This window comes from Shimia sp. SK013 (genome assembly GCF_001292625.1).
In the GTDB taxonomy this organism is placed as follows: domain Bacteria; phylum Pseudomonadota; class Alphaproteobacteria; order Rhodobacterales; family Rhodobacteraceae; genus Shimia.
In genome coordinates, this window is sequence record NZ_LAJH01000009.1 from 83,062 (window position 1) to 107,704 (window position 24,643).

Genomic DNA, 24,643 nt, shown 5'->3' on the forward strand with positions numbered 1-24,643 from the left:
CCGCCTGTTTGCGACGCTGAAACGTTCGTTTTCAGATGCAGGTCGGCTGCGTGTGGGATACCAAGACTGCATGAGAAAGATACTTCAGACCCGCGTTCCATATGATCCTTTGGCCATGGTCGGCCTGCCGGGAATTGCTCCTATGCCCCCTGAAAATTGGATCTTGGTAGATGAGGCCTACGGCAGGCAAATGGCTGAAAGGGAACGACTTTTGGCTGAGGTTCGTCAAGATGTTCTGGCGACGACCGAGGGCGCAGAGGCAGCTTGTGAAGAACTGTTAGAAGCGGTGTTGTCGGTGCTTGAGGCGCGGGACGACTTTGCCGTTGGGGACACCAAAGTGACCTGTCCGGACGGGCGGGTGGTTAAGGTGGATCAAAAAGACCCCCTAGCCACCTTGGGACGACTCGTGCAGCAGGATTTTTGTGTGCATGAAAAACGGGGGGATGAGCATGTGATGACGGCGGCTGTGCTGTGTTTTCCGGCCAGTTGGACCTTGGCGGAAAAGATAGGTAAGCCTCTGACAACCATACATGTTCCTGTGCCTGAGTATGACGAAAGTATCGCTCGACGGGTGCAGCGATTGTTTGACGGCATCAAGGTCGGGCGGCCTATGTGGCGCAAAAATGCACACTGGTATCGGGACCCAGATTTGTTTCATCCACAGACTGAAAATGCGCCGCGTCATCAAGAGCTTGAAGGAGATTTTCTGCGCACTGAGCGGCAAAGTTTGCTGCGATTGCCAAAGACGCAGGCGGTGGTTTTCGGCATTCATACTTTTGTTTTGGCGCGAGAAAATGTCGACGTTTGACGCTGTCGGTATCGCGTCGGTATCGCGTCGGTATCGCGACGGTGCGGTTTTCGGGCTTAGGCTTGATTGTTTTGGCGTCTGACGGCAGCCTGAATCAACGCTAATGGAAAGGGTGTTTGATGGCAGGTGGTTTGCTGGCGCTGTTGGATGATGTGGCGGCGATTGCCAAAGTTGCGGCGGCGTCGATCGACGATGTTGCGGCACAAGCGATGAAATCCGGTGCCAAAGCGGCAGGCGCGGTCATTGATGACGCGGCAGTTACCCCGAAGTACGTTCAAGGGTTTCGGGCGGAGCGTGAGCTTCCGATTATCTGGAAAATTGCCAAAGGATCAATCCGCAACAAGCTGTTGATCCTATTGCCCGCCGCGTTGCTGTTGGCGAGTTTTGCGCCGTGGTTGATATCACCATTGTTGATGATTGGCGGCGCTTACCTGTGTTTTGAAGGCGCAGAGAAAGTGTACCACGTCCTTGTGCCGCATGAGACCCATCATGAGGGCAAGGCAGAGCGCGAAGGTGATGATCCGGCACATCTGGAAGAGGCCAAGGCGGCGGGCGCAATCAAGACGGATTTTATCCTGTCAGCGGAAATCATGACGATCATTCTCGCAGCGATCCCTGAAAGCACGTTCTGGTTTGAAGCCGCCACGTTGGCGGTTGCGGGCGTTGGCATCACCGTGGCGGTCTATGGCTCGGTGGCTCTGATTGTGAAGGCAGATGATTTCGGCCTGATGCTGTATGCCAAGGGGCGTCTGGCGGTGACGCGCAGCTTTGGCAGCTGGTTGGTGCGGTCAATGCCCGGGTTTATGAAGCTTTTGATGATTATCGGCACAGCGGCGATGCTGTGGGTCGGTGGGTCTATCGTCATTCATGGACTTGAGGAGCTGGGTTTTGGCTGGCTGGGCCATCACATCCACGATTGGGCGGATGATGTTGGGCGGCTTGTGCCGGCTGGCTGGAGCGCCGCCGTGGCGTGGATTTCGAAGGCGACAATGGACGGTGTTTTTGGTCTGGCACTTGGGCTGGCGCTAATCCCGATTGTGGCCACTGTGATCGAGCCGGTTGTTGGGCTTATCACTGGCAAAAAGGCCGAGCGTTGAGTCTGAAGGGCCTCCAGTCTTGATTTCGTCGCCAGATTGCCTCTCAATGCTCGCATAGATTGAATGATTGCGAGGGCACCATGGCCACGATTTTTGCGGCACCTGTGTCGGGCGACTATCCCGATCCAGAGTCAAAGGCCGAAACCAAGAAATTGGTTTGGATCGACGAATTGCAGACCGCAGTGAACCGTGCGCAGCCCGGAGATGAGGTTCTTCTGTTGCCCGGCACCTATCGCGAACCTGTGGTGATTTCAGTGAGTGGAAACGACGATAACCCAATCGTCATTCGCGCTTTCGAGCCGGATCAGCCACCATTGTTGGATGGGGGGCGGTCTCCAAAGCACGGGCGTCATGCGGGAATGGAGCCGCTGGACGGGGATTTTGCGTTCTTTAAGGTGATCCGTGCCTGCAACATTATTTTCAAGGAATTGAAATTTGATCGGTGTTGGCCGTCTGCGTTCTTTTTGCGGTCGGCGCAGCGCGTTACGATTTCAAAATGCCATGCGTTACGCGGGCGGTTCTTTGTCTATTCGCGGCAGCTCGATAAGGTTCCGACCAAAGACATTCTGATTGAACGCTGCCAATGGGTACAAGATCCCGACTTTGATATGTGGGAGGGGCGCGTAACCTGGGAAGAGGTCAAAGCCTGGCCCGGATATCGGGATCACAGTCATCTGAACGGTGGATTTTTTGGCAGCTACAATATCCAAGGCGGGCTTACGGTTCGCGATTGTGACGTCAGCCACGCGTTCAATGTGATCCGAATGGATATAGACGAGACGTACGCGACGGAGAGCAATGGTAGGCCGTCCATACAGCGCAACAGGAACGTCGCGATTTATCGCAACCGGTTTGCCTTCATCCGTGACAATGCAATTGAACCGGAACATGGGGCGCAGAACTGGTATGCGCTGGAAAACCGATTTTACAACAACCACGCGGTGTATTCGACAGATCAGGTGGCGATGCGTGATGTGTTTATCATTGGCAATCGGACGCTGAATGACCGGCGACCGGGGCGACCGGGGTATCAGGAGTATCAGGGCGGGAAAATTTTCAAATTCTTCAAGCCCACCGGGAAGAAGGGCGAAGAGCCGAAGGCGCGGTTCAATTTTTGGTCCTTGTTCAATTCGGTACAGACGCGGACGTCGTATGTGAAAAAGGGAACAAGCACGCAGTGGACCGATGGCTATACGCTTTTGGGGCTGTTTGCAGAGAATTATCCGGAAGATGTGAGCAAGCCGCGCAAAGCGTTCAAGAAAGTAAAGTGGACGGATGGGATGCGGGTCATCGGGATGGCGTGCACGCAGAAAGAGTTTCCGCCAGAGGATGAGAAAGCGCATTTTGAGGACTGCCTAGGCGGACTTGATAAAGCGTTTGATATCAAACCGTTCACGACCGTTCCTTACGCACCTTTGGGAGGCTGGGACGGAGAGTTAGCTGTTGCGGATGCCGTGCCTGAGAGTGCTTCAAAAAAGATTGTGATTGATCGCGCGGCGGACTGCAATTTGGTATTTGATGCCGGGTTTTCAGTGGGGGCGCAGGACGTGGCAGTCTTTGGTTTGAAGGATTGGCCGTTTGAACAGATGGCGGCATCCAAAGCTGTGATCGACGCCGAAAAAGCGGAGGCACAGGCTGCCGACATTGAGTGGAAATTACACCTGGTCTAGGTCGGTGGTCTCGCCGGTTTGCGCGTCATAAGCGGCGGCCATAGCTGCGCGCAGGCGGGCGACGCAGGCGTCGGTGTTTTCCTCGGCGTCAAAAAACATCTGGTCCAGTACATCAATGTGAATTGTGCCCTTGAACGGGAAGAATTTGCCACGCGGCAGAAGCTTGTCAGAGTGGCTGATCACAAATGGACGAACGGCGCGGCCGGTTTTTTGCGCGACCAGCACAGCGCCGGCTTTGAACTGTGGCAGACCGGGTTTGGTGGCACGGGTGCCTTCGACAAACAGAATGGGCGATCGGCGTTTTGGCATGGTGTCGACGGCTTCGATCAGCGACGAGAGCGCGTCACGGCCTTTGGAGCGGTCGATTTTCAGCAAGCCAGCTCCGTCAAAGCCGCGTTTCAGCAGGGCCGCTTCGCAGAGTTCTTTCTTGGCACCAAACGTGACCCATTTGTCGCTTGGGATCACGTGCAGCATGGAAAAACCATCAAGGTGGCTGCGGTGGTTCACCGCGATGACGGAGTTTTCGTCCGTGCGCAATGCCTCGATGGCTGCGTCAGAGATGTCGACGTCCACGTCAAGAAACCACAAAAGCCAGGAACAGGAGCGCGAAACGGTGCGCCAAAACCAACCCCGAAAGCCCGGGCGTTTGCCGCAAAGCGCCGGGATGAAGGCGACAAAAAGGAAGATGAACGGACCCAGAAGGACCAAAAAGCAGCGCTTGGCGAAGGTGGCGAGCATGGGGGTGGTCCTGTGACAGGAGGGCGGGGTGCCCGAAAGCGAGCTCTTAGTGCACATAATGACTTACGCTGGGGAATGATAGGGGCGAAAGGGGGGGAGTATCGGCGTGAACCGGCGCCGAGGCCGATCACGGGCAGCCACCCAAGCGAATGAAAAAGGCGCTCCGATTGGAGCGCCTTTTTGCGAAGGTATTTGAGTTGCTTACAGCAGCGCTTTGGCCTTTTCAGCCACGTTGGCTGCGGTGATGCCAAATTTCTCAAACAGTTCACCGGCAGGCGCGGAGGCGCCAAAGCGGTCCATGCCCACAAAGTCGGATTTGCCGGCACGGGCACGTTCGCCCAGCAGCAATTGATCCCAACCACCTGCGCGCACAGCCGCCTCGATGCCGACGCGCACGGCCCCACCGGCAGGCAGAACTTTGCGGCGGTAGGCTTCGTCTTGTGCCGCAAACAGCTCCATGCAGGGCATGGATACCACGCGAGTGCCGATGCCTTCGGCTTCGAGCAGTTTTTTGGCTTCCATTGCGGTGGCAACTTCGGAACCGGTGGCAATCAGGATGGCCTGACGTTTGCCTTCCGCTTCTGCCAGAACATAGCCGCCCTGAGCGGTCAGGTTCTTGAGCTTGTGCTCGGTGCGTAGAGTGGGGAGGTTTTGACGGGTCAAGGCCATTACCGATGGCGTGTCCTTGCTGGACAGTGCGATTTCCCAAGCTTCGGCGGTTTCCACGGAGTCGGCGGGGCGGAACACATAGGTGTTGGGCGTCGCACGACAAATCGCCAGATGTTCGACCGGTTGGTGGGTTGGGCCATCTTCGCCCACGCCGATGGAATCGTGGGTCATCACGAACACTGTGGGGATTTTGCTTAGCGCGGCCAGACGCATCGAGGGGCGTGCATAGTCGGTGAAGCAGAAGAAGGTGCCGCCATAAGGCCGGATACCGCCGTGCAGCGCCATGCCGTTCATGGCTGCAGCCATACCGTGTTCACGGATGCCCCAATACACATAGCGCCCGCCACGGTTGTCGGTGTCAAACACACCCAAATCCGCCGTAAGCGTGTTGTTGGAACCCGTAAGGTCAGCAGAACCGCCGACGGTTTCGGGCATGATCGGGTTGATCGCCGCGAGGGTCATTTCAGAAGACTTACGAGTGGCCACCGTGGGCAGCTCTTCGGAGATCTTCTTTTTCAGGGCTTTGACGGTGGCCGACAGTTTGTTCGGCACGTCGAGCGCGTAGGCGCGGTTGAAGCGCGCCTGCTTTTGCTTGGAGACATCGGCAAAACGGGCCTCCCATTCGGCGCGATCTGCTGCGCCGCGGGTGCCGATGGCTTCCCACTGGGCTTTGATGTCGGAGGGCACTTCGAACGGGCCGGTTGTCCAGCCATAGGCGGCTTTGGCAGCGGCCATCTGGTCGGCATCGGTCAAGGCGCCGTGACCTTTGGAGGTATCTTGCGCTGCGTGGCCGATGGCAATGTGGGTTTTGCAGGCGATCATCGAAGGCTTTTTTGCTTTTTTGGCGGCGGTGATAGCGGCGTCGATGGCCGCGGGATCGTGGCCGTCGATTTCCTGCACATGCCAGCCAGACGCCTTGAAGCGTTTGACCTGATCGGTGCGGTCTGAAAGGTCAACCGAGCCGTCGATGGTGATGTTGTTGTTGTCCCAGAGCACGACCAGATTGCCCAGCGAGTGGCGACCTGCAAGCCCGATGGCTTCTTGACTGATTCCCTCCATCAGGCAGCCGTCTCCGGCGATGACGTAGGTGTTGTGGTTCACAATTTTGCGGCCGTATTGGGCGCGCTGGATTTCTTCTGCCATCGCAAAGCCAACGGCATTGGCAAGACCCTGACCAAGTGGTCCGGTGGTGGTTTCCACGGCATCAATCAGGAAGTTTTCCGGGTGGCCTGCTGTCAGAGCGCCCATTTGGCGAAAGTTTTTGACTTGCTCAAGAGTGACCTGCGCATCGCCCATGAGATAGAGCAGCGAATAGATCAGCATCGAGCCGTGGCCTGCCGACAGGATAAAACGGTCGCGGTCCGGCCAGCTTGGCGCGGCGACGTCGAACTTCATGTGCTTTTCAAACAGAACCGTGGCCACGTCAGCCATGCCCATTGGCATGCCAGAGTGGCCGGAGTTCGCTGCTGCAACGGCATCAAGGGTCAGAGCGCGGATCGCGGCGGCCTTCATCCAGTGCTCGGGGTTGTTTTCTTTGAGGGTGGCGATGTCCATAAAACGTGCTCCAATAAAACCAAAAACGGGGCTCGAAATCTCAATACCAGTGCCGGAACAACTTGCAAGCACAGATAGCCCCATTTGAGGGGCAACGGCCCAATGAGCGCACAAATTGGCTCGTCGGCGGCAGTTTTAAGGGGGTAGGTGGATTTTTTGGCGGCCCCTAATTTGTTTCAATCAACGACAAGGTGTGGCGCGTGCAAAAAGAACGTGGCAAAGTGACAGTCAAACGACAAATATCAGACCGGTTGACGACAAGGACGAGGCACATGAGTGACATCAGCGACCTAGAAAGCAGACTGAGCGGCGCGCTTGAGCGCATTGGCCGCGGGGTTGCGAAATTGGGTCCGGCTTCCGCGGCAGCGGACGCGGAAGTGCCTGCGGTTCAGGACATGAGCGAAGAGGTTGCAAGCCTGCGGCGCGCTCTGGAGCATGAGGCCAGCGCTTCGGCGCAATTGGAAGAACGTCTGCGTGCAGTGACGCAGAAGCAAGACGAGGTGGAAGCCGAGCTTTCTGTGGCGCGCGAAGCGGCGGAAAAAGCAGAAGCGGAGTTGGCAGAAGCGCATGAGGCGGCGGATGCAACTGTGACCGAAGTGGCCGATTTGCGGACGACGGTTGATCTCGACAGTGCGGCTGGCGAGGAAGCAGACGAGCGGATCGAGGAATTGTCGGAAAAGGTAGCTGTTTTGGAAGGCCAACTTGAGGTTCAGACATCTGCACGGATCGCAGCCGAAGCAGCGGCAGACAGCGCACGCAACTCGCTGGCGACGGCTGGTGCCGGTGATGGTGAAGAAAGCCTCTTGGCCAATCGTGAGGCAATGGAGCAGATGGCGCAGCGTTTGCGCCGTATGCGCCGCATGGGCAAAGGTGTGCGTGAAAACAACGAGCGCCTGCGGGCCGCGGCAGAAGACAAAGTTGTGGATGTGGCTTTGATCAACGACGCTTTAAAGGCCGAGATCGACAGCCTTAAAGCGCTTCGCGAAGCGGAAATGGCGGAAGCGGACGTTATTCTTACAGGTCTTGCGCCGATGCTGTCGGTGGCAAACGGGACCGACGCGGAAGCCACCAAAGAGGAGGATGCGTAATGCCTGAAGTACAAATCGAAGTGGGCGGTCGCGTTTTCGAAGTGGCCTGCCAGGATGGTGAGCAGCATTTCCTGCAGTCTGCGGCCAAGATGCTGGACGCTGAGGCGCGGGTGCTGGTTGAACAGGCCGGACGCATTCCCGAAGGACGCATGTTGCTGATGTCGGGGTTGATGCTTGCGGACAAGACCGCCGGACTGGAAGATCGGCTGCGCGAGATGGAAGTCAAGCTGGCAGAGGTCGAAGGCGCGCTTGAAGAGGCCAAATCGGTCGAGCCCGCACGGGTGGAGGTGCCGGTGGTGCCAGCTGAGGTTACGGACACGTTGTCGGAATTGACGGCGCGTGCAGAGGCCGTCGCTGAGTTGGTAGAGGAAAAGGTTGGCTGAGCCGCGGCTTTAGTCCTGATTTCCATCGATTGAATGAAGAATCCGGCGATGGCGTGTCGCCGGTTTTTCTTTGTTTGAGTGCTTTTTTTACCTGAACGCATTCAGGTGAAAGCCCGGTCTACGATATCCCAAGATTGTCTTGCGGGTTGGCCTTCGAGGAGCGAATTTCCTTTCTACGAACGGGCTTAAGCAAGATCTTGCCCATGTCGCGCGATTAAGGCGCTTTTGGTGTCGGGCGGCGCGCCGGAAAAGTAGAGGAGCCGCGTATAGGAAATATACGACGGCCGCTGGCTGCGAGTGATTGGGGTATCGGAGGCCGGAATGGCAGAACAATTTACGACATATAATTGGGTTTCGCGCGTGAACCACTGGGTTGTGGCGCTTTTGATCATTGGCCTGTTGGCCAGCGGGCTGGCGTTGGATCTGTTTCTGGAAGGCGCGCAAGCGGCGCCGGTGCGCAATGTGCACAAAGCAGTCGGCCTGGCAGCGCTTGTCTTGGGCACATGGCGGGTGGTCTGGCGCCTAACTCAAGGGTTTGTGGCGCCATTGCATCACGATTGGCAGGCCAAGGCGGCGCATTTGGCGCATGTTATCTTGCTGGTGGGAATTGTTGTGATGCCAGTTTCGGGCGTGATGATGTCCTACTTTGGCGGTCATTCGATTGTCTTTTTTGGGTTGTTCACCGTCTCCGGTGGCCCGAAGATTTCAGCGCTGAATGACATTGCCGGGACCGTACATGCAGGTATGGGCAAGGTGATGATTGCCACGGTTCTGTTGCATGTACTGGGCGCGATAAAGCACCATGTGATTGACAAAGATGACACTTTGAAGCGCATGGTTTGGCGCGCGTGATCGGCGACGGTTCAGACATTTAACAAAAAAGCCCCGCCAAATTGGCAGGGCTTTTCAGTATGTTGAAAGGCAGAGCTTACGCGTTGGCTTCGCGAATTTTGTCCGCAGCGTCTTTGTCATATGCCACGCCGTTGTCGGCAAACATTGTGTCCAGCTCGCTGGAGAGAACCATCTCGGTGATGATGTCGCAGCCGCCGACAAATTCGCCTTTGATGTAAAGCTGCGGGATGGTGGGCCAGTCGGAGTATTCCTTGATGCCCTGACGCACGCCTTCGTCGGCCAGCACGTTCACGTCTGTAAAGTCGACGCCCATGTAGTTCAGCACGCCAGCCACGCGGGAGGAAAAGCCACACTGGGGCATGTCTTTGGTGCCTTTCATGAAGAGCACAACGTCGCTGGCTTTGACGGTTTCGTCGATTTTATTGTTTACATCACTCATGTCGCGTTTCCTTGTGCCGGTCGGGCCGTATTTGGGTTGCCTATCATATAGGGCGAATTCATTCGTTTTGCCAATGCAGCCTGTTTTCAGGCTTTGACGGGCGCGGTCACTTTTTCTTGTCCGATGGTACAAACAGCTTGGCGTAGGCCTGTGGGTCCTTCGGGACTTTCCATGTGGAGACATTGCCGCCACCCATGCCGGATTGGTAATCAGAGCGCAGTGTGTGGTGGTCTGGATCCGTGTCGTCTTGTTCAATCGGGCTGCCGTCACGGCGGTGCCATGCCAGAACAGCAGCCATTGCGATGATCGCAATCGCGAGAGTTGGAATCAGCCAATCCATCAGCTCAACCCTTCTTTGGGGGGATTGGCGCGAGCGGAGACTGGGCACGGCGCATGGACTCGGCTGCGGTGACAATCACCACCAGCAGACTCACAAACCCGATTCCCAAAAGCGCATATCCCATAAATAGGTCCTTATTCCGGCGGGCGGGTTGTCAGGGCCAACGCGTGAAGGTCGGCATTGTTGCCATCCATCTTGCCTTTGAGCGCTGCGTAGACGGCACGCTGCTGTTGCACGCGGTTTTTGCCGCGAAAACTCTCGTCCACGACCATTGCGGACATGTGCACACCGTCGGTGCCTCCGATTTCGATTTCGGCATTCGGGAAGGTTTCGCGCAGGAGGTCTTCGATTTGGTGCGGGTTCATCGGCATCGGGGATGTCCTTTGTCTTGGTTGGTCAAAAATGTAGGGATGCGGCGCTGGCTCTGCAAGGCGATTCAGAGAGAAGCGTCGACGTGAGGTGCGAGCTGGTCGATGAAATCGGGCAGGGCGTGTAGAGCATCCTGTACGGCGTCGTCTTCAAAATCCCAGACCGAGGTTGGGGCGGGCGGGCAGAGCGCCGCCATAAGAGAGATGGCGCGGGATTTGAGAGCGTCAGGCAGCGGGAGCGCATGAGCTTCTTGTAAGACTTTGAGCGCCTCGTGGATCGGGCGCAATACGCGCAGGGCATGGGTCATGTGGGTCAGCAGGTCTGGATCATCGCGCCATGCTTCGCCGTCAAACAACACCTGTGTCACCCGCTGACCTGCACCGGCGCAAGAATAGGCTACGCAGCCGCCAAACCCTTTGATTGCGAGATCAGGGTGAATGGTGCAGCGGAAGTTGTTGGCAAGGTTCGAACAAGGGCTGTCCATGTCTTTGAGGATTGCGAAATCCTCATGGGCCTCAAAAGGATAAGCTGCGCAACAAAGTGCCGCGCAGCTTGAACAATCGTCGGTAAGTGCCGGTAAATCTGGCACTCTATCAGCCATGGCTTAGGCTACAGCAGCGGCAAAGCTGCTGCGGAATGTCTCTGAAAGTTCTGCCAGAGACGCCTCGGAGCTGCCGAATTTCACCGTGTCACCAGTGAAGCGGCCCACAGAAGCGATGGGCACGCCCGCTTGCTGGGCGTTGATCATCAGCGCTTCGGCTTGGTCAAAGTTGCACGCCACGAGATAGCGCGCCTGATCTTCGCCAAAGAGGGTCGGCGTGTCTTCCATATCAAGGTGCACGCCAACGCCTGCAGCCTCGGCCATTTCAAAGGCAGCAAGCGCCAGACCGCCATCGGCCAAGTCGGTGCAGGCTTTGATCCAGTCGCGGTTATCGCGCACAAAATCACCGTGCAAACGCTCCGCTTTCAGATCCACGTGTGGGGCGTCGCCGTCTTCGCGGTTGAAGACTTCTGCCAGCAGGGCGGATTGACCGAGGTGGCCGGTGGTGTCGCCGATCAGCATGGCAACGTGGCCGTCGCGGGCCTCGCCAAGGATGGGCTCTTCGCCGGCGGCAATCAGGCCCACGGCGCCGATTGTCGGAGTTGGCAGGATGCCGGAGCCGTCGGTTTCGTTATAAAGCGAGACGTTGCCGGACACGATGGGCATGTCGAGTGCTGCGACAGCTTCGCCGATGCCTTTGATGGCGCCCACGAACTGGCCCATGATTTCAGGCTTTTCGGGGTTGCCGAAGTTCAGGTTATCGGTGCTGGCCAGAGGCTTTGCGCCAACAGCAGACAGGTTGCGGAAAGCTTCGGCAACGGCCTGTTTGCCGCCCTCGATCGGATTGGCTTTGACATAACGGGGCGTCACGTCGGAGGTGAAGGCCAGCTTTTTGTCTGTGCCGTGCACGCGGATCACGCCCGACCCCATGCCCGGACGCTGGGCGGTGTCGCCCATGACGGTGGTGTCGTATTGCTCATAGACCCACTGTTTTCCGGCGTAGTTCGGCGATGTGATCAGACCTTTGAGGCCGTCGATAGCGTCGATTTGTGGGACATCGGCGAGTTCCTCGGCGGCAGGGGTTTCAACCCATGGGCGGTCATACTCCGGCGCGCGACCTGAGAGTGGAGAGAGTGGCAGATCGGCTTTGACCTCGCCGTGGTGCAGGATCAGGAAGCGGTCCTCGGCGATGGTTTCGCCAACGATGGCAAAGTCGAGATCCCACTTGGTGAAGACGGCGCGGGCCTCGGTCTCAAGCTCGGGGTTGAGGACCATCAGCATGCGTTCTTGGGACTCTGACAGCATCATTTCGTAGGCTGTCATGTTGTCTTCGCGCTGCGGCACGTCTTCGAGGTTGAGCTTTACGCCCAGCTTGCCTTTGTCACCCATTTCGACGGCAGAACAGGTCAGACCCGCGGCGCCCATATCCTGAATGGAGATCACCGCGCCGGTCTGCATCAGTTCCAGGGTGGCTTCCATCAGGCGCTTTTCGGTGAAGGGGTCGCCAACCTGTACAGTGGGGCGTTTTTCTTCGATCGTGTCGTCAAATTCCGCAGACGCCATGGTGGCGCCGCCAACGCCATCACGGCCTGTTTTTGCGCCAAGATAGACGACAGGCATGCCGATGCCGGAGGCAGCGGAGTAGAAGATGCCGTCAGATTTGGCGAGGCCAGCCGCGAAAGCGTTTACAAGGCAGTTGCCGTTATAAGCGGGGTGAAAGCGGACTTCGCCGCCCACAGTCGGCACACCGAAGCAGTTGCCGTAACCGCCAACGCCTTCGATCACGCCGTTCACCAGTTGCGTGGTCTTGTGGTGGGCAGGTTCGCCAAAAGACAGGGAATTCATTGCGGCCACGGGACGTGCGCCCATGGTGAAAACATCGCGCAGGATACCGCCAACGCCAGTCGCTGCGCCCTGATAGGGTTCGATGTAGGACGGGTGATTGTGGCTTTCCATTTTGAAAACCACCGCATCGCCATCGCCGATGTCGACAATGCCAGCGTTTTCGCCAGGGCCACAGATCACTTGCGGGCCCTCGGTGGGCAGGGTGCGCAGCCATTTCTTGGATGACTTATATGAGCAGTGCTCGTTCCACATGGCAGAGAAGATGCCGAGTTCTGTGAAAGTGGGCTCGCGGCCGATGATCTCGAGGATCAGGTCGTATTCGTCAGGTTTCAGTCCATGAGCTTCGATAAGATCGGTGGTGATGGCCGGTTCCTGCATGTCGCGAGAGTCCCCAAAATAAACAGCGTTTGAGGGGCTTTTAGGACAGCAGGGCCAAAAGGGAAAGGGGGTAGGCGGTCAGGCTCAGAAACGCTGACCGACGTAGACGTAAAGAGTGTTCTCTCCTGCCTCGTTGCGGGCGACGTCTACTGAGAACATGGCCTTGAATTTCTTGGAAAGCTGATACCGTCCTCCGAGGCCGCCGGCGATCTGCCCTCCACCGTTGTCTAAGCGCTCGAAAGAGGGGCCAGAGAACCCGATGCCGGCAAAGGCCACGCCGCTGAGACGGTCGGTGAAGTTGTGGCGGAACTCGCCTTGAAAGGAGAGCAGACGGGAATTCAGGAAGCGGGTGGGGTTGTAGCCTCGAAAGCTGTCTGTGCCGCCAAGGGAGCATTTGTCAAAGAATGGTGCAGAGCTTGAGGCCATACAAGCTGTGGCCCGCAGCGCGACGCTGTTTCTCGGGCTGAAGGCACGGTAGGTGGTAAAGCGCGCGGTGAGTTTTTGATAGTTGTGGTTGTTTTGGTTCAGCAACTCTCCGTGCATGGCCTCGACATCCAGATAGTGGCCGGACGTGGCAGAAAACGTGTCGTTGCGGGTGTCCCAACGCAAGAGCGCGGACAGGCTGACCAACTCTGCGGTGACCAGCGGCAAAACCGGAAGAGCGGGTAATGCAGTGTTATAGGCGAGGGTTGTGTCCAGATAGCGCAGACGGCCACCAACATGGGTGTTTTGCCAAGCTTGGTGCAGGAGTTCGGCGTTGACCAGTGTGCCGTCCTGATTCACAGGAAATTTCAGATTGCCGATGTAGAGGTCATAGAACATATCTGCCTGACCCGCGGTCAGGTTGAGTTTCCATGTGTTTTCGAGAAAAGCAAAGCTGGCTGTTGCGGCGACGGCTTCTGACCCGTTTTCGCTGCGCAGGGCGCCGATGCCAATCATAGAAGTGTCGCTGTCTTCGTCCGTTTTCAGGAGGTAGCCAAGGCCAAGCGCGAGCCCCGCGCCGACGAGTTCGTTGCGAAACGGGATAGGAGCGACAACAACGGAGCCGTTTTTGAAACCGGTGTCTTCGGCATTGGCCTTGGAAATCTGGTCGGTCAGAACCTCTGTGCCTGTGTCAGCAAGACCCAACGCGGGACTTAAAAGGGCGGCAATGAGTGCGCCTGAGCAACAAAACCGACGAAGAGAGTTGCACAGGACCATTGACCCTAGTCCGGTCCCTTTGCAGGGGCTGCATCGCCGGTTTCGACTTGCTGTTGTGCGGCCTCTGAAGCAGCGGCGCTCACCGCGGCTTTTTCAGCGTCGGACATGTTTTCGTGGTCCATTCCAGGAATGGCCACGCGCACTTCGCGGCGGGCAAAGTCGATGCCGTTGGCCGCAAATTCGGATTTGACGCGGTTGTAGATTTCCTTGCGGATCATGAACTGTTTGCCGGGCTTGGCCATGAATTTGCCCCGCATGATCATGCCGACATCGTCGATGTCAAAGACGCCTTGTGATTTGAAAGGCTGCAGGAAGTCGTCTTTGAAAAGGTCTTCTTGCAGCATCTCCTGCCCAATTTTCTTGAAGATCTTTTTGACTTTGTTGGGGTCGGTATCAAAGGGCACCGTGAATTTGAGTTTCATGATCACCCAGTCGCGCGAATAGTTCGTGAGCTTGGGGATTTCGCCATAGGGAATGGTGTGGACCGGGCCGCGGTGGTGGCGCAGTTGCATCGAGCGGATCGAGATTTTCTCAACCGCGCCCATGGTCCCGTCGATTTCGACATATTCACCGGTGCGGAAAGCGTCATCCACAAGGAAGAACACGCCCGACACCACGTCGGTGACCAGCTTTTGCGCGCCAAAACCAATGGCAAGCCCGGCGATGCCAGCACCCGCCAGAAGGGGCGTGATGTCGACGCCAAGGTTGCCGATGGCGAGCAGGGCGAAGATGACAATTATCGTGGCTTGGGCTGTGACCAACGTCAGGGGCAATACTGTGGACAGCCGCGAGCCACCCGCTCCGCCCATTTCGTCGCCGCCTGCGTCGTCTTGGGACAGGCCAAGGGTAGTGAATTCCGCCGCCAAACGACGGTTGATCCAGAGAGAGACGCCCTCATAAACCACATATCCCACAATCACCGTCATGGTGAAGGAGAAGAGGTTGTCTCCGATCCCCGCGCGGTCTTGAAACAAGTCGAAAAGAGATAGGTTCCAGGTTTTGGCAATCATTGACAGAACGATGCCCAGTGCGATGACCCTGCCGATACGCACATAGCTGCGCTTGGTGGCGACATAAGCCGCCTCTGCGACGGCGCCGTCGCCTTCCATCGGGGGCACAAGATGGCGCACCAAACCGCGAATAGCGGTGTCGATAACAGGGGTCATCAGAAGGAGGAACATTGTGCTGTAATGCGCACCGCCAATCAGCATTTGTACCTGGTTTAGGCCAATAAGCGTAGACACAATCACCCACATGCCGCCAGCCACACCAATCGCGAAATAGGGGTAGCCGCGCGCCATCATTTCATCAAACTCGGTGTTGTCGGGGTCTTTGCCACGCATCATGTCGCTGAGGCCTTCGCGGGCTGTCCACGCAATGTAGGCGAGGTAGACATAGACGAGACTGTCGATCCAGAACCCAATGCGTGTTTCGCCAGGGGGAATACCGTTGTCGCGGTTAAAACCAACGACAAAGAGCGTGAAACCACCCAAGAGTATCAATCCGGTGATGTGGCGGTGGATGAACGCAGCCCATTTGTCAGACACATTCACCAGACGCAGGTCAGATCGTTCGGGCGCCATCATAAAGCGAGAGAAGGCGGCGGCGACGCGCGGCATCCAAATCAGGTAGCCAACAAAAGGTGCCACAAAGATCAGGTCGTTGGCGTCAAAGACCAAGCGACCGATAATGCGAACTGTAATGTAGAAGACAATGAGGCCAAATATTTCACGGAAGAAGCGCTTGATCAGGAAAGTGAGTGCCTCGCGCAACGAATGCTGTGGCTCGCTCGGATCGGGATTGCGGATTTTTACCAGATAGGTTCGCACCGCAAATTCAACGGCAAAGCCAATCGCAAGCACCAAGGCGATCAAGCCAAAGAGAGTCACCACGCCGGCAAGCCCTCCGTTGCTGGCTGTAAAGTTTGAAAGGGCCTCAATTTGTTTTGGAAAGAGTTTGGGCAGTTTCTGCCCTGCGTCCATGAGCTGATTGCTGAAGGCGAACCAGAGCATACGGGCCGTTTCGAGTACGGACTGCGGTGGCGCTGCGGCGTCGTCCTGCATCGCAACGGCATCCAGCCGGTCCAAAAGCAGTTCGCGCACCGCGTCGTCCGACATTCTCGCGACCATCGCGTTGATGGCTTCAGGAGTCATCTCTTCTGGCGAGACCGGCTCAGGCTCTGCGGCGGTCGAGAGTGTTGTCGTCGGCAAAGCTTGTGCCTTTGCGGAATGCGCCGCAAACAAAGGTGCTGCGAGAAGCAGCAGAACGAAAAAATAACGCGTCATAAAACCAACCCAAAAAATAAAGTCTTTGTCACAGAAGACGGGACGAATGCACATGGCGTCAAGAAAAGATGCGTGAGAAGGAAAAATAGCTTGATGATTGGGCAAAAAAAAGGGCCGAGCGATAAGCTCGGCCTTAGTCCAACAGGGAGGTATGAAGATGATGCGCTGTTAAGCAATCACCGTCTTCAAGAGATGAATTAGTAGTCAGTTTTGAATCCTTCAAGGGATATCATGTCGCAGGCGCAGCATGCCCGCTATGCAATTTTTGCATAGCTCAAATATTCTCTTTCTGTCTCAACTGCTTGCGGTGTGAAATAATTTCTTCCTGCACAAAGTCGCGGAACGCGGCAATGCGCTTGGATTGACGCATTTCTTCGGGGTAAGCCAGAAAGACAGGGATTTCCGCGCTTTCAGACTCGGGGAAAACACGGGTCAGATCAGGGAAATCCTGGATAACGTAGTCTGGCAGCACCCCAATGCCGAGATCATGCAGTACCGCCTGAAGCACGCCGAAGTAATTGTTCACATAGAGCATCGAGGTCACGTTGTTTGCGAGCAGGCCCTGAACGTATGTGGCACCAGCGCCGACTTGTTCGGATTTGAGGTTTTGACAAATAAGTCTGTGGTCGGTGAGCTCTTCAAGCGAACCCGGCGTGCCGTTGGTTTCCAGATAAGACTGTGTTGCATAAAGGCGCATGCGCACGCTCATCAGGCGTTTGCGGATCAGGTCGGCCTGGCTTGGCTCTTTCATTCGGATGGCGACGTCGGCCTCGCGCATGGGAAGATCAAGCACCTTTTCCTCAAGCATCAAATCGATATTGAGGTCGGGGTATTTGTCATAAAGATGCGGCAAGCGCGGCGCCAGCCAAAGCGTGCCGAACCCGATGGTGGTGGTGACGCGCAATTCACCAAAAACTTCTTCTTCGCTGTCGCGGATTCGCGCGGCGGCGGCATCAAGGCGCTTGTTCATCGAAGACGTCGCATCAAACAGCAATTCGCCCTGTTCGGTGAGAATCAGGCCGCGTGCGTGGCGGTGAAACAGGGTCGTGTTGAGCGATTCCTCGAGCGCGCGAATCTGCCGGGAAACCGCCGACTGAGACAGGTGGAGCACATCACCAGCATGGGTAAGGCTGCCGGCGTCCGCGACCGCGTGAAATATTCTGAGCTTGTCCCAATCCATCAGGGTAACTTTCTTGTCCGAAGTCTTCTTACGTTGCAACGCATGCAAATAAAGCCTGCGAAGTCAGAGCATAGGCAAAAACCATTATCAAAGCATCTCAAAAAATTGTTTGCATAGGTCAGATATTGTGACCTATTGTTGCGTTAAGATGAAATTGGACCGTCAAGCGGGGGGAGCGCAAGATGAGCATTCACAAGGTATCGCTAAATGATCGTTTGGATTTGACCAAACGGGACGTGCTTTTGAACGGAACGCAGGCGCTGGTGCGTCTGATGTTGATGCAAAAGGCACGTGATACCAAGGCGGGGCTAAACACTGCAGGCTATGTGACCGGGTATCGCGGCTCGCCACTTGGCGCGGTCGACAGCCAGATGTTGCGCGCCGACAAAGAGCTGAAGGCCAGTGACGTGCTGTTTATGTCGGGTCTGAACGAAGATTTGGCCGCGACTCAGCTGTGGGGCAGCCAGCAGGCGGAGCTGCGCGGCGAAGGCAAATTCGATGGGGTTTTTGGTCTTTGGTATGGCAAGGGGCCGGGTGTTGACCGCACCGGTGACGTGATGCGTCACGCCAATATGGCGGGCACGTCTGAAAACGGCGGCGTTCTGATGGCGATGGGGGACGACCACACGGGTGAAAGTTCGACCGTATTGCACCAGTCCGAATGGGCGCTTGTGGATGCTTACATGCCGGTGGTGTCACCGGCTGGCGTTCAAGAGGTCATGGATTACGGCCTGTATGGCTTGGCGCTTAGCCGGTTTGCAGGTGTCTGGGTTGGCCTGAAGACCATGAAAGATACGATTGAGGCCACCGCCGTGGTGGACGGCGATCCACATCGGTTGCAGTTTGTGACACCAGATTTTGCCATGCCCGAAGGCGGCCTGAACATCCGGTTGCAAGACACGCCGCACGCGCAAGAAGCGCGGATGATTGATTACAAACGCTTTGCCGCGGAGGCGTTTTCGCGCGCCAACAAGATGGACAAACGCATGTGGGGAACACCCGGTGCGAAAATCGGTTTTGTGGCTGCAGGCAAGAACTGGCTTGATCTCGTGCATGCGATGGATTTGCTGGGTATTGACGAGGGTGAGGCGGAACGGCTGGGCATCACCACGTATAAAGTTGGCCAGACTTTTCCGATGGATATGACCACGTTCAACGAATGGGCCGAGGGACTTGATCTCATTGTGGTGGTTGAAGAAAAGCGCAAGCTGATCGAAATCCAGATCAAGGAGGCCATTTTTGACTCCCGTCAGGGGCGGCGAGTGTATGGCTGGTACAAAGGTGGCGCTGGCCTGATGGGGCGCGAAGAGCTGTTCCCGACACGCGGTGCGCTTGATCCGATCATGATTGCCGAAAAGCTGGGCGACATTCTGGTCGATGAAGGGCGTGGCACAGATGGCGTAAAGGCCGGGATGAACGCCTTGAAAGAAGCGCAGCGTGCCGACAATGCAGAAGATATTGCCGTGCGCACGCCGTGGTTCTGTTCGGGCTGTCCGCACAACACATCAACCAAGGTGCCCGACGGTAGCCGCGCCTATGCGGGCATTGGCTGTCACTACATGGTGCAATGGATGGACCGCGAGACCACTGGCTTTACCCATATGGGCGGCGAGGGCGCGAACTGGATTGGCGAAGCACCGTTTTCCAACACCAAACACGTGTTCCAGAACCTTGGGGATGGCACCTATAACCACTCCGGCGTTCAGGCGATCCGCGCGGCGATGTCGGCGGGCACCAACATCACCTACAAGATCCTGTTCAACGATGCCGTAGCGATGACCGGCGGGCAGGCCAATGATGGCGATTTGAGCCCGCAACGGATTGCAGACGAAGTGCGTGCGATGGGCGTTGAAAATGTTGCCGTGGTTTATGACGAAAAAGAAGACGTGGATCAGGCCGTGTTCCCAACTGGGCTGACCTTCCACGAACGGGCCGAGTTGATGAATGTGGAGAAGAAATTTCGCGAAATCAGTGGCGTATCGTGCATTATTTATGTGCAGACCTGCGCCAGCGAAAAACGTCGCCGCCGCAAACGGGGGTTGTTCCCTGATCCGGATCGTCGGGTGTTTATCAACACCGATGTCTGCGAAGGCTGCGGCGATTGCGGGGTGCAGTCCAACTGTATTTCCATCGAGCCGGTTGAGACCGAGTTGGGCCGCAAACGCAAGATCAACCAATCCAGCTGTAACAAGGATTTCAGCTGTGTGAATGGCTTCTGTCCGAGCTTTGTGACTGTTGAAGGTGCGACCATCAAAAAGGCGGCGACGGCGACGCTGGACTTGCCTGAGATGCCGATGCCCGAGGTCAAATCCATTGATGGCACGCACAACGTGGTGATCACCGGTGTTGGCGGTACGGGCGTTGTGACCATTGGCGCGATTCTGTCACAAGCGGCACAGATCGACGGCAAAGCAGCCGCGATGATGGAGATGGCGGGGCTGGCCCAAAAGGGCGGCGCGGTTCATATCCATTGTCGTCTGGCAGAAACATCTGAGGCCATCAGCGCGGTACGAGTGGCAACGGGTGAGGCGGATGCGTTGATCGGGGGCGATCTGGTGGTGAGCGCCGGTGCAAAGACACTTGGTTTGACATCAACGGGTCGCACGGGTGCCGTGGTTAACAGCCATGAAATCATCACGGGCGACTTCACCAAAGATACAGAATTCAAACTGCCCACTGGCCGCTTGGAAGTTGCATTGCAAGCGCGCCTGCGTGAAGACCTGTCGTTGTTTGATGCTTCAGAATTGTCACGGGTCGCGTTGGGGGACAGCATTTTCTCCAATATGATGGTGTTTGGCGCGGCTTGGCAAAAGGGGCTCGTGCCATTGAGCCATGAGGCGATTGTCGCGGCAATCGAGCTCAACGGTGCGGCTGTTGAGCGCAACTTGCGTGCCTTTGAGATCGGCCGTTGGGCTGTGCTGTATCCGGCGGATGCCGCGGGCATGCTGGCGCCGAAAGTGGTTGAGAAACCCAAGACCCTGGCCGAGAAAATAGCGTTCCGTGCCGATCATCTGGTGAAGTATCAGGATGAAAAGCTGGCCACCAAATATAACGCCTTGGTGGAAAGTGTCCGCGACGAGCGCTTGAAGGAAGCGGTCGCCAAGGGTTACCATAAGCTGCTGTCTTATAAGGATGAATACGAGGTCGCACGTCTGCATCTTGAGACGCGGGCAAAAGCCGAAGAGGTTTTTGACGGTGATTTCAAGATGAAGGTTCACCTGTCGCCACCGCTTTTGGCGAAAGAAGGACCGAACGGACGGCCGATGAAGACCGAGTACGGGGCAAGTATGATGCGCGTGTTCCCGGTGCTTGCGAAGTTCAAGCGTCTGCGCGGCACTGCGTTTGATCCATTCGGCCGCCATCCCGAGCGCAAAATGGAGCGCGCTCTGATTGCGCAATACGAGGCGGACATGGCTATTGTGATTGGCAAGTTTGGCGCAGGCGCGCCAGAGGCTGCGATTGCCTTGGCGGAGTTGCCGTTGGAAATACGCGGGTTTGGTCCGCTGAAGATTGAAAACGAAGCCAAGGCGGCGAAGCGCCGCGAAGCGTTGTTGGCAGAATTGCAGCAGGGGCCATTGGCCACCGCTGCGGAGTAAACATATTGGCCCGGGCGAAAAGTCCGGGCCAGACACGCCCCTCTTGCGAAAAATCCACACTTTTGAGCGCGAATTTTGTCGAGGGTTAAAAAACTGTTGTACAACTGTCATACGCTGGCCTGACACCGAGATCGCAGGACGCAGGCCAAATCCATGACTCCAAATCGCGAAGTCGCCAGAGACATCAGTTATGCCTATTCCGCCCAAACCAAGGGGGGACGCGCGATGATACGCGTGATGGAGAACGCCACGGGGCGCTTGAAACTGATAAAGCGGGCGCAGGGCTATGAGAACGAAGTCGCTGCAGGGCGTGATTTCTGGGAGGTTATGCGAGAGCGTTATGGATTGACGCTTGAGGTTGTGGGGGGATCGTTGAGCAATATCCCGACCACAGGACCGTTGATCATGATCGCCAACCATCCTTATGGCATTCTAGACGGGTTGATGATGGGCAATATCCTCAGTCAGACCCGAGGCGATTTCCGAATTCTGGCGCATCAAGTGTTCCGCAAAGCCGAGGATTTGAACAAGATCATCCTGCCGATCAGTTTTGACGAAACCAAAGAGGCGGTGAAACTGAACCTGCAGACGCGGAAAACATCGCTGGATTATCTGGCAGGCGGAGGTGCAATCGGGATTTTTCCAGGTGGCACGGTAAGCACGGCGGAGCGTCCTTTTGGTTTGCCGATGGATCCGGGGTGGCGCGGGTTTACCGCGCGGATGGTGGCGAAGTCGGAAGCGACTGTGGTGCCGGTCTACTTTGATGGCCACACGTCTCGTTTGTTCCAGATCGCGAGCCACCTGCATGTGACGCTGCGCATGGGGTTTCTGATCCGTGAGTTTAAGAAACGCGTGGACACGCCCGTGCGGGTCGTTGTGGGCAAACCGTTGGATGCGGATGCGGTCAAGAGCCGCGCCACGGATACCAAGGCGCTCATGGACTTCCTGCGCGACAGCACTTATTCTCTGAGCCCGAGGCCTATGGCCAATATGGACTATGGGTTTGAGTTTGAAGAGAAATACCGCGCATAAGGCGCGAAGAGGTGTGGTGTGGCAGTTGGAATTTTTGACAGTGGTTTGGGCGGTCTGACCGTGCTGGACGCGGTGAGTAAGCGATTGCCCGACGTGCCGTTTGTGTATTTCGGCGATAATGCACATGCGCCATATGGTGTGCGCGATGCCGACGACGTTTACGGGCTGACGACACAGGCGGTTGAACGCATGTGGGATGCGGGGTGCGATCTGGTGATTTTGGCCTGCAACACCGCGAGCGCCGCCGCGCTGCGCCGGATGCAGGAAAGCTGGGTGCCGCAGGACAAACGCGTGTTGGGCGTGCTGGTGCCTTTGATCGAAGCTCTGACCGAACGTAGCTGGGGCGACAATAGCCCGCCACGCGAAGTGGAAATCAAACATACCGCGCTTTTTGCAACGCCTGCGACGGTGGCGAGCCGTGCGTTTCAGCGCGAGCTGGCGTTCCGTGCGATTGGTGTCGATGTTGAGGCGCAGGCCTGTGGCGGGGTGGTGGATGCCATCGAGGATGGCGACATGATTTTGGCCGAAGCTTTGGTGCGCAGCCATGTTGATGCGCTTAAGCGCAAAATGCCCGACCCGCAGGCGGCGATTTTGGGCTGTACGCACTACCCGATCATGCATGACACGTTTCAGGCGGCATTGGGCGAAGATGTGAAGGTCTACAGTCAGGCCAATCTGGTGGCGGAATCGCTGGCGGATTACCTTGGGCGGCATCCGAAGATGGTTGGAACCGGTACAGAGAACCTGTTCCTGACAACGGGCAACGTGCAAAAAGTGTCAGACCGTGCGACGCAATTCTTGCGACGACAAATCACATTTGAAGCGGCGTAAGGGCGCAGGCCCTCGCAATTCTCCCAATTTCTGATTAATTAGCCTCGCAAGTGACGGGGCAGTCCACGCAATTGCGTGGGCTATGAACAAGGAAGAGGTCGATACCATGACCCATAAAATCGCAATTCTTGGTGCCAGCGGCTATACCGGAGCCGAACTGGTGCGTTTGATCGCAACCCATCCCGGCATGGAGATCGTGGCCATGTCCGCGGATCGTAAGGCCGGCATGGAAATGGCCGCCGTTTTCCCGCATCTGCGTCATCTGGATTTGCCGGTCCTGTGCAAAATCGACGAGATCGATTTCGCCAACGTTGACCTGTGCTTCTGCGCGCTGCCACACGCGACATCTCAGAAGGTTATCAAGGCCTTGCCATCTGATGTTAAGGTCGTTGACCTGAGTGCAGATTTCCGCCTGCGCGACCCTGAAGAATACGCAAAGTGGTATGGCGGCGAACATGACGCAACCGAATTGCAGAAAGAAGCCGTATACGGTCTGACCGAGTTTTACCGTGAAGAGATCAAGGCCGCGCGGCTGGTTGCCGGCACTGGCTGTAACGCCGCAACGGGTCAATTTGCGCTCCGGCCACTGATCGAAGCCGGGGTGATTGATTTGGATCAGATCATTCTGGATTTGAAATGTGCAGTATCCGGCGCGGGGCGGTCTCTCAAAGAGAACCTCCTGCATGCAGAGTTGAGCGAAGGCTATCATGGCTACGCGGTTGGCGGAACGCACCGGCATTTGGGCGAGTTTGATCAAGAGTTTTCCGCAATTGCGGGGCGTCCTGTTAAAGTGCAGTTCACGCCGCATCTGGTTCCGGCCAATCGCGGCATTCTTGCGACCGTCTATGTGCAGGGCGACGCTGCCGAGATACATGCAACGCTGGCAGGAGCCTATGGCGGGGAGCCGTTTGTCGAGGTGCTGCCGTTTGGCGAGATGCCAAGCACGCGACACGTGCGGGGCAGCAATTTTTGCCACATCGGTGTAACCGCCGATCGGATCGAAGGGCGTGCCATCGTGATTTGCGCGTTGGATAACCTCACCAAAGGGTCCAGTGGACAGGCGTTGCAGAACGCCAACTTGATGCTCGGGGAAGATGAGACCGCCGGCCTGATGCTGGCGCCGTGTTTTCCGTGATGACAGCGCCAAAAGCGCAGGAGAATGAGAGATGAAAAGCCTCAAAAAACGACGCCGGGTGCAGGTGATAATCCTGTTGTTCGTGGCGTTGATGGTGTCCACCGGTTTGATCGGCTATGGAATGCGAGATGGCATCAACTTTTTCCGCTCGCCCAGTCAGGTGGCTGAGGAACCGCCAGCGCCCAACGAAGTGTTTCGCATTGGTGGCCTTGTGGAAGAGGGCACATTGGTGCGCGGTCAGGGCGATACAGTAACCTTCAGCGTGACCGATGGCGGTGCCTCAATTCCTGTCAGCTTTAACGGAATTTTGCCGGATCTGTTCAAGGAAAACGAAGGCATGGTCGGCACAGGATCTTACGTGAATGGCGTGTTTGAGGCGACAGAGATCCTCGCAAAGCACGATGAGACCTACATGCCAAAAGAGGTGATGGACGCGCTGAAAGAACAGGGTGTCTATCAGGACCCGAACGAAGGGTCATAAGCCTTTTCAAAGAGTTGACTGAAAGGCCTGCGGTGAAATCCGCGGGCCTTTTTCATTGCGCAACACAGCCGCGCGTTATGCCACCGACGCTTTAACACTTGCCTTCCACTCTGTGTCGCAAGTTTAGCGGGG

Annotated in this window: 21 protein-coding genes; 11 read left to right on the forward strand and 10 right to left on the reverse strand. The window is 56.7% G+C overall.

All coding sequences use genetic code 11. The annotated features are described in order from the left end of the window. The first annotated feature begins 70 nt into the window (after positions 1-70). The 3 genes from SHIM_RS02905 to SHIM_RS02915 all read left to right on the forward strand — a co-directional run bounded on the left by SHIM_RS02905 (position 71) and on the right by SHIM_RS02915 (position 3,575). On the forward strand, positions 71-808 hold the full coding sequence (locus SHIM_RS02905) for a heme-dependent oxidative N-demethylase family protein (protein ID WP_054001132.1): 738 nt from the start codon (positions 71-73) through the stop codon (positions 806-808). A gap of 119 nt (positions 809-927) precedes the next feature. Then, positions 928-1,905 carry a DUF808 domain-containing protein gene (locus tag SHIM_RS02910; protein WP_054001133.1) on the forward strand — a complete coding sequence of 326 codons (978 nt, stop codon included), beginning with the start codon at positions 928-930 and terminating at the stop codon, positions 1,903-1,905. Between the two features lie 80 nt (positions 1,906-1,985). Further along, on the forward strand, positions 1,986-3,575 hold the full coding sequence (locus SHIM_RS02915) for a hypothetical protein (RefSeq protein WP_152926429.1): 1,590 nt from the start codon (positions 1,986-1,988) through the stop codon (positions 3,573-3,575). Here SHIM_RS02915 and SHIM_RS02920 read toward each other — a convergent pair. Together SHIM_RS02920 and tkt are read right to left on the reverse strand one after the other, a co-directional pair. Continuing rightward, positions 3,561-4,313: a lysophospholipid acyltransferase family protein gene (locus tag SHIM_RS02920; protein ID WP_054001135.1), complete on the reverse strand. Its 753-nt coding sequence runs from the start codon at positions 4,311-4,313 to the stop codon at positions 3,561-3,563. The genes SHIM_RS02915 and SHIM_RS02920 overlap by 15 nt on opposite strands. A gap of 201 nt (positions 4,314-4,514) precedes the next feature. Next, positions 4,515-6,536, reverse strand: coding sequence for a transketolase (gene tkt / locus SHIM_RS02925; RefSeq protein WP_054001136.1), 2,022 nt, complete (start codon positions 6,534-6,536; stop codon positions 4,515-4,517). Between the two features lie 272 nt (positions 6,537-6,808). Here tkt and SHIM_RS02930 point away from each other — a divergent pair, with 272 nt between their 5' ends. From SHIM_RS02930 to SHIM_RS02940, 3 genes are all read left to right on the forward strand, one after another. Then, a complete protein-coding gene (locus SHIM_RS02930; protein ID WP_054001137.1) occupies positions 6,809-7,624 on the forward strand; it encodes a hypothetical protein in 816 nt (271 codons plus the stop codon). Beyond that, a complete protein-coding gene (locus SHIM_RS02935; RefSeq protein ID WP_054001138.1) occupies positions 7,624-8,007 on the forward strand; it encodes a cell division protein ZapA in 384 nt (127 codons plus the stop codon). The genes SHIM_RS02930 and SHIM_RS02935 overlap by 1 nt, the downstream gene beginning before the upstream one ends. A 321-nt stretch (positions 8,008-8,328) precedes the next feature. Beyond that, positions 8,329-8,859, forward strand: a complete 531-nt coding sequence (locus SHIM_RS02940; protein ID WP_054001139.1) for a cytochrome b — start codon at positions 8,329-8,331, stop codon at positions 8,857-8,859. A gap of 76 nt (positions 8,860-8,935) precedes the next feature. On the opposite strand, the gene grxD is transcribed toward SHIM_RS02940, so the two are convergent. The 8 genes from grxD to SHIM_RS02980 form a co-directional block, all read right to left on the reverse strand. Next, the gene (gene grxD / locus SHIM_RS02945) at positions 8,936-9,298 is read right to left on the reverse strand and encodes a Grx4 family monothiol glutaredoxin (RefSeq protein ID WP_054001140.1); all 363 of its coding nucleotides are present in this window, start codon (positions 9,296-9,298) and stop codon (positions 8,936-8,938) included. 106 nt (positions 9,299-9,404) lie between these two features. Further along, positions 9,405-9,638 carry a hypothetical protein gene (locus SHIM_RS02950; protein WP_054001141.1) on the reverse strand — a complete coding sequence of 78 codons (234 nt, stop codon included), beginning with the start codon at positions 9,636-9,638 and terminating at the stop codon, positions 9,405-9,407. A 134-nt stretch (positions 9,639-9,772) separates the two neighbouring features. Further along, positions 9,773-10,009, reverse strand: coding sequence for a BolA/IbaG family iron-sulfur metabolism protein (locus SHIM_RS02955; protein WP_054001142.1), 237 nt, complete (start codon positions 10,007-10,009; stop codon positions 9,773-9,775). A gap of 65 nt (positions 10,010-10,074) precedes the next feature. Beyond that, positions 10,075-10,608, reverse strand: a complete 534-nt coding sequence (locus SHIM_RS02960) for a hypothetical protein (RefSeq protein ID WP_054001143.1) — start codon at positions 10,606-10,608, stop codon at positions 10,075-10,077. Between the two features lie 3 nt (positions 10,609-10,611). Then, on the reverse strand, positions 10,612-12,771 hold the full coding sequence (purL, locus tag SHIM_RS02965; protein WP_054001144.1) for a phosphoribosylformylglycinamidine synthase subunit PurL: 2,160 nt from the start codon (positions 12,769-12,771) through the stop codon (positions 10,612-10,614). Positions 12,772-12,855: 84 nt separating this feature from the next. Next, positions 12,856-13,899, reverse strand: coding sequence for a BamA/TamA family outer membrane protein (locus tag SHIM_RS02970; protein ID WP_054001145.1), 1,044 nt, complete (start codon positions 13,897-13,899; stop codon positions 12,856-12,858). A 77-nt stretch (positions 13,900-13,976) separates the two neighbouring features. Beyond that, positions 13,977-16,256: a mechanosensitive ion channel family protein gene (locus SHIM_RS02975; protein WP_054001943.1), complete on the reverse strand. Its 2,280-nt coding sequence runs from the start codon at positions 16,254-16,256 to the stop codon at positions 13,977-13,979. 274 nt (positions 16,257-16,530) lie between these two features. Continuing rightward, complete coding sequence (locus SHIM_RS02980) at positions 16,531-17,436, reverse strand: LysR family transcriptional regulator (RefSeq protein WP_054001146.1); 906 nt, start codon at positions 17,434-17,436, stop codon at positions 16,531-16,533. A 182-nt stretch (positions 17,437-17,618) separates the two neighbouring features. Between SHIM_RS02980 and SHIM_RS02985 the strand changes: the two genes are divergently transcribed. The 5 genes from SHIM_RS02985 (at position 17,619) to ccmE (ending at position 24,511) form a co-directional block, all read left to right on the forward strand. Next, entirely contained in the window at positions 17,619-21,032 is a 3,414-nt protein-coding gene (locus SHIM_RS02985) for an indolepyruvate ferredoxin oxidoreductase family protein (protein WP_054001147.1), read from the forward strand. 153 nt (positions 21,033-21,185) lie between these two features. Beyond that, positions 21,186-22,064, forward strand: a complete 879-nt coding sequence (locus tag SHIM_RS02990) for a lysophospholipid acyltransferase family protein (RefSeq protein WP_054001148.1) — start codon at positions 21,186-21,188, stop codon at positions 22,062-22,064. Positions 22,065-22,082: 18 nt separating this feature from the next. Further along, the gene (locus SHIM_RS02995) at positions 22,083-22,895 is read left to right on the forward strand and encodes a glutamate racemase (RefSeq protein WP_054001149.1); all 813 of its coding nucleotides are present in this window, start codon (positions 22,083-22,085) and stop codon (positions 22,893-22,895) included. Positions 22,896-23,001: 106 nt separating this feature from the next. Continuing rightward, a complete protein-coding gene (gene argC, locus SHIM_RS03000; protein ID WP_054001944.1) occupies positions 23,002-24,030 on the forward strand; it encodes an N-acetyl-gamma-glutamyl-phosphate reductase in 1,029 nt (342 codons plus the stop codon). A gap of 31 nt (positions 24,031-24,061) precedes the next feature. Then, positions 24,062-24,511, forward strand: a complete 450-nt coding sequence (gene ccmE / locus SHIM_RS03005) for a cytochrome c maturation protein CcmE (RefSeq protein ID WP_054001150.1) — start codon at positions 24,062-24,064, stop codon at positions 24,509-24,511. Positions 24,512-24,643 lie beyond the last annotated feature (132 nt).

Excerpts from the sequence above, each read along its gene's own strand:
- SHIM_RS02910 (WP_054001133.1), top strand. The coding sequence starts at position 928 with ATGGCAGGTGGTTTGCTGGCGCTGTTGGATGATGTGGCGGCGATTGCC.
- purL (WP_054001144.1), bottom strand. The coding sequence starts at position 12,771 with ATGCAGGAACCGGCCATCACCACCGATCTTATCGAAGCTCATGGACTG.
- SHIM_RS02985 (WP_054001147.1), top strand. The coding sequence starts at position 17,619 with ATGAGCATTCACAAGGTATCGCTAAATGATCGTTTGGATTTGACCAAA.
- SHIM_RS02920 (WP_054001135.1), bottom strand. The coding sequence starts at position 4,313 with ATGCTCGCCACCTTCGCCAAGCGCTGCTTTTTGGTCCTTCTGGGTCCG.
- SHIM_RS02915 (WP_152926429.1), top strand. The coding sequence starts at position 1,986 with ATGGCCACGATTTTTGCGGCACCTGTGTCGGGCGACTATCCCGATCCA.
- SHIM_RS02905 (WP_054001132.1), top strand. The coding sequence starts at position 71 with ATGAGAAAGATACTTCAGACCCGCGTTCCATATGATCCTTTGGCCATG.
- ccmE (WP_054001150.1), top strand. The coding sequence starts at position 24,062 with ATGAAAAGCCTCAAAAAACGACGCCGGGTGCAGGTGATAATCCTGTTG.
- SHIM_RS02990 (WP_054001148.1), top strand. The coding sequence starts at position 21,186 with ATGACTCCAAATCGCGAAGTCGCCAGAGACATCAGTTATGCCTATTCC.
- SHIM_RS02950 (WP_054001141.1), bottom strand. The coding sequence starts at position 9,638 with ATGGATTGGCTGATTCCAACTCTCGCGATTGCGATCATCGCAATGGCT.
- SHIM_RS02960 (WP_054001143.1), bottom strand. The coding sequence starts at position 10,608 with ATGGCTGATAGAGTGCCAGATTTACCGGCACTTACCGACGATTGTTCA.
- SHIM_RS02980 (WP_054001146.1), bottom strand. The coding sequence starts at position 17,436 with ATGGATTGGGACAAGCTCAGAATATTTCACGCGGTCGCGGACGCCGGC.
- SHIM_RS02940 (WP_054001139.1), top strand. The coding sequence starts at position 8,329 with ATGGCAGAACAATTTACGACATATAATTGGGTTTCGCGCGTGAACCAC.
- SHIM_RS02930 (WP_054001137.1), top strand. The coding sequence starts at position 6,809 with ATGAGTGACATCAGCGACCTAGAAAGCAGACTGAGCGGCGCGCTTGAG.
- grxD (WP_054001140.1), bottom strand. The coding sequence starts at position 9,298 with ATGAGTGATGTAAACAATAAAATCGACGAAACCGTCAAAGCCAGCGAC.
- argC (WP_054001944.1), top strand. The coding sequence starts at position 23,002 with ATGACCCATAAAATCGCAATTCTTGGTGCCAGCGGCTATACCGGAGCC.
- SHIM_RS02955 (WP_054001142.1), bottom strand. The coding sequence starts at position 10,009 with ATGCCGATGAACCCGCACCAAATCGAAGACCTCCTGCGCGAAACCTTC.
- SHIM_RS02935 (WP_054001138.1), top strand. The coding sequence starts at position 7,624 with ATGCCTGAAGTACAAATCGAAGTGGGCGGTCGCGTTTTCGAAGTGGCC.
- SHIM_RS02975 (WP_054001943.1), bottom strand. The coding sequence starts at position 16,256 with ATGACGCGTTATTTTTTCGTTCTGCTGCTTCTCGCAGCACCTTTGTTT.
- tkt (WP_054001136.1), bottom strand. The coding sequence starts at position 6,536 with ATGGACATCGCCACCCTCAAAGAAAACAACCCCGAGCACTGGATGAAG.